Source organism: Shuttleworthella sp. (assembly GCF_057251025.1).
In genome coordinates this window covers 1-3,472 of record NZ_DBHIDN010000045.1, presented here as the reverse complement: position 1 = coordinate 3,472, position 3,472 = coordinate 1, and the positions used below count along the sequence as shown (strand labels likewise).

The window sequence follows — 3,472 nt, the reverse complement described above, 5'->3', positions numbered from 1 at the left end:
GCCCCGTCAAGATGAAGTTCAAGTCAATCTTATTAAAAGCGAGGAGCCCCGGTCATAGACCGGGGCTCCTCGCTCGTCTTTCAACTGTTTTCTGGCAGCGACCTACTCTTCCGTATGTACCCCATACAGTACCATCGGCGCTCACAGGCTTAACTTCCGGGTTCGGCATGGGTCCGGGTGTTTCCCTCTCGCTTTGACCACCAGAAAACATTTCCTTAACCCTGCATAACTTAACTCCACTATAGAAAGCAAATCAGTCATGGAGAAAAAAGTTTCGATGCTTTAGTACCGGTCAGCTCAACGCCTCTCAACGCTTACACCCCCGGCCTATCTATCCGCTCGTCTCGCGGGCATCTTATCTCCTCTCAGAGCTAGGTATCTCATCTCGGAGGGGGCTTCCCACTTAGATGCTTTCAGCGGTTATCCCTCCCGAACTTAGCTACCCGGCTTTTGCAGCTGGCGCCACAACCGGTACACTAGCGGTTCGTCCATTCCGGTCCTCTCGTACTAGGAACAGCTCTCCTCAAATACCTCACGCCCATGGTGGATAGGGACCGAACTGTCTCACGACGTTCTAAACCCAGCTCACGTACCGCTTTAATGGGCGAACAGACCAACCCTTGGGACCTGCTTCAGCCCCAGGATGCGATGAGCCGACATCGAGGTGCCAAACCACGCCGTCGATTGGAACTCTCGGGCGAGATCAGCCTGTTATCCCCAGGGTAGCTTTTATCCGTTGAGCGATGGCCCTTCCATTCGGAACCACCGGATCACTAGCACCAACTTTCGTTCCTGTTCGACACGTCCGTCTCACAGTCAAGCCACCTTATACGCTTACGCTCTCATAGGGCGGTTTCCATTCGCCCTGAGGTGACCTTTGCGCGCCTCCGTTACTCTTTGGGAGGCGACCGCCCCAGTCAAACTGCCCGCCTGGCAATGTCCCCTCGCGTGCTTCAACGCTCAAGGGTTAGAATTTCATCATACAAAGGGTGGTATCCCAACAACGGCTCATCAATCACCAAAATGATTGACTCAAAGCCTCCCACCTATCCTGTGCATCATAGGACAAAATCCAATACCAAGTTACAGTAAAGCTCCATGGGGTCTTTCCGTCCCACCACGGGTACCTGGCGTCTTTACCAGGACCACAATTTCACCGGGCCTACCGTCGAGACAGCGCACAGATCGTTACACCTTTCGTGCAGGTCGGAACTTACCCGACAAGGAATTTCGCTACCTTAGGACCGTTATAGTTACGGCCGCCGTTTACTGGGGCTTCATTTCAGAGCTTCGCACTTCTCAGCACTAACCCCTCCATTTAACCTTCCAGCACCGGGCAGGTGTCAGACCCTATACTTCGGCTTACGCCTTATGCAGAGTCCTGTGTTTTTAGTAAACAGTCGCCTGTGCCTGGTTTCTGCGACCACATTAGGCTCCAATTGTTCATCTTCACCCCTGTGGCACCCCTTCTCCCTAAGTTACGGGGTCAACTTGCAGAGTTCCTTAACGATAGTTCTCCCGCTCACCTTAGCCTCCTCAGCCAGTCCACCTGTGTCGGTTTCGGGTACGGGCGCTCGCGGTCTCCTTAGAAGCTTTTCCCGGCAGTAGAGCGTCAATGCCTTCGTCTCCATCTCTGAAAACTCCCCGTCAGGTCTCACCTATAAACAGGGGGATTTGCCTCCCCGTCCAGGCTTCGCCCTTAGACCGGCTATTCCATCCGCCGGCGCACCTAGCTTCCTGCGTCACTCCATCGTCAATCAACCGCTTCGCGGGACAGGATTAGCAACCTGTTGTCCATCAGCTACGCCTCTCGGCCTTACCTTAGGCCCCGCCTTACCCTGGGCGGATCAACCTTCCCCAGGAACCCTTGGACTTCCGGTGAGTGTGATTCTCACACACTTCGCGTTACTCATGCCGGCATTCTCTCTTGTATGCAGTCCACACGTCCTTCCGGCCGTACTTCGCCCCACATACAACGCTCCCCTACCGATTCGACTCCTTAAAGTCAATCTCCAGGCTTCGGTGACATGCTTAGCCCCCTGTATTTTCGGCGCAACAATCCTCGACCAGTGAGCTATTACGCACTCTTTAAAGGGTGGCTGCTTCTAAGCCAACCTCCTGGCTGTCCGGGCATCGTCACATCCTTGCCACACTCAGCATGGCTTTGGGACCTTAGCTGTGGGTCTGGGCTCTTTCCCTCTCGACTACGAAACTTCTCTCCCGCAGTCTCACTCCTGAACTCTTAAGTAATGGTATTCGCAGTTTGATTGGATTTGGTACGGTCACAACCGCCCGCGTCCATTCAGCGCTCTACCCCCATCACTAAACATTCAGGGCTGCACCTAAATGCATTTCGGGGAGAACCAGCTATCACCCAACTCGATTAGCTTTTCACTCCTATCCACACCTCATCCGAGACTTTTTCAACAGGCTTCGGTTCGGTCCTCCACCCCGCTTCACCGGGGCTTCAACCTGGACATGGATAGATCGTCGGGCTTCGGGTCTATTGTACGAAACTCATTCGCCCTCTTCAGACTCGGTTTCCCTACGGCTTCAGACCTCTCAGTCCTTAACCTCGCTACGCACAATAACTCGCCGGCTCATTTTACAAAAGGCATACCGTCACACACCCCGGCGTCCGAAAACGCCGGCCATGCTCCGATCGCTTGTAGGCACACGGGTTCAGGTCTCTTTCACTCCCCGCCAGGGGTGCTTTTCACCTTTCCCTCTCGGTACTCTTCTCTATCGGTCATCCGACATATTTAGCCTTGGACCATGGGCGGCCCAAATTCAACCGGAATTCCTCGTGCTCCGGCCTACTCAGGTTTCATCCACAGACAGACGCAACGCCTTCGCTTACGGGGCTCTCACCCTCTGCGGCTGGCTTTCCCAATACCATTCAACTGACCTTGCGTTTGATAACTGCCCGAGAGGACTGCAATCCCCTCCTGGATGAACCTATTACCCCGCCTTACGCAACGCTTGCAGGCTTGCACGTAAGCGGTTTAGGCTACTCCCCTTTCGCTCACCACTACTCAGGGTATCTCTTCGATTTCTTCTATGTCCGGCTACTGAGATGTTTCACTTCGCCGACTTCGCCCCCGCATCCGCGGGTCTCCGGCCTGCGCCGGAGGGGTTGCCCCATTCGGACATCCCCGGATCGATGGTCGCTTGCGCCTCCCCGGGGCTTTTCGCAGCTTGCCGCGTCCTTCTTCGCTGTCGGATGCCTTGGCATCCTCCGTGTGCCCTTCTCTCCTTACTCTCCTCTACAGCATTGCCTTCTATTCTTCTGTCAAGTTACGCAGGGAAATTACAGACAAGCCATAAAGGGATTCCTCAGCCTCGAGCTCGAGTCCGGCACTTCTTCATCCGAGTCGTAATTCTTCAAGACATACGCCTGCCGGATACTCTCCAACAGACTCCGTCTCCTTAGAAAGGAGGTGATCCAGCCGCACCTTCCGGTACGGCTACC

Annotated in this window: 2 rRNA genes; both read right to left on the bottom strand. The window is 54.6% G+C overall.

Annotated features, from left to right (window positions below):
* Positions 1-89: 89 nt before the first annotated feature.
* A 5S ribosomal RNA gene (gene rrf, locus ACO5R6_RS07505) occupies positions 90-205 on the bottom strand.
* A gap of 57 nt (positions 206-262) precedes the next feature.
* Positions 263-3,262: ribosomal RNA gene (locus ACO5R6_RS07500) — 23S ribosomal RNA — on the bottom strand.
* Between the last annotated feature and the right edge of the window lie 210 nt (positions 3,263-3,472).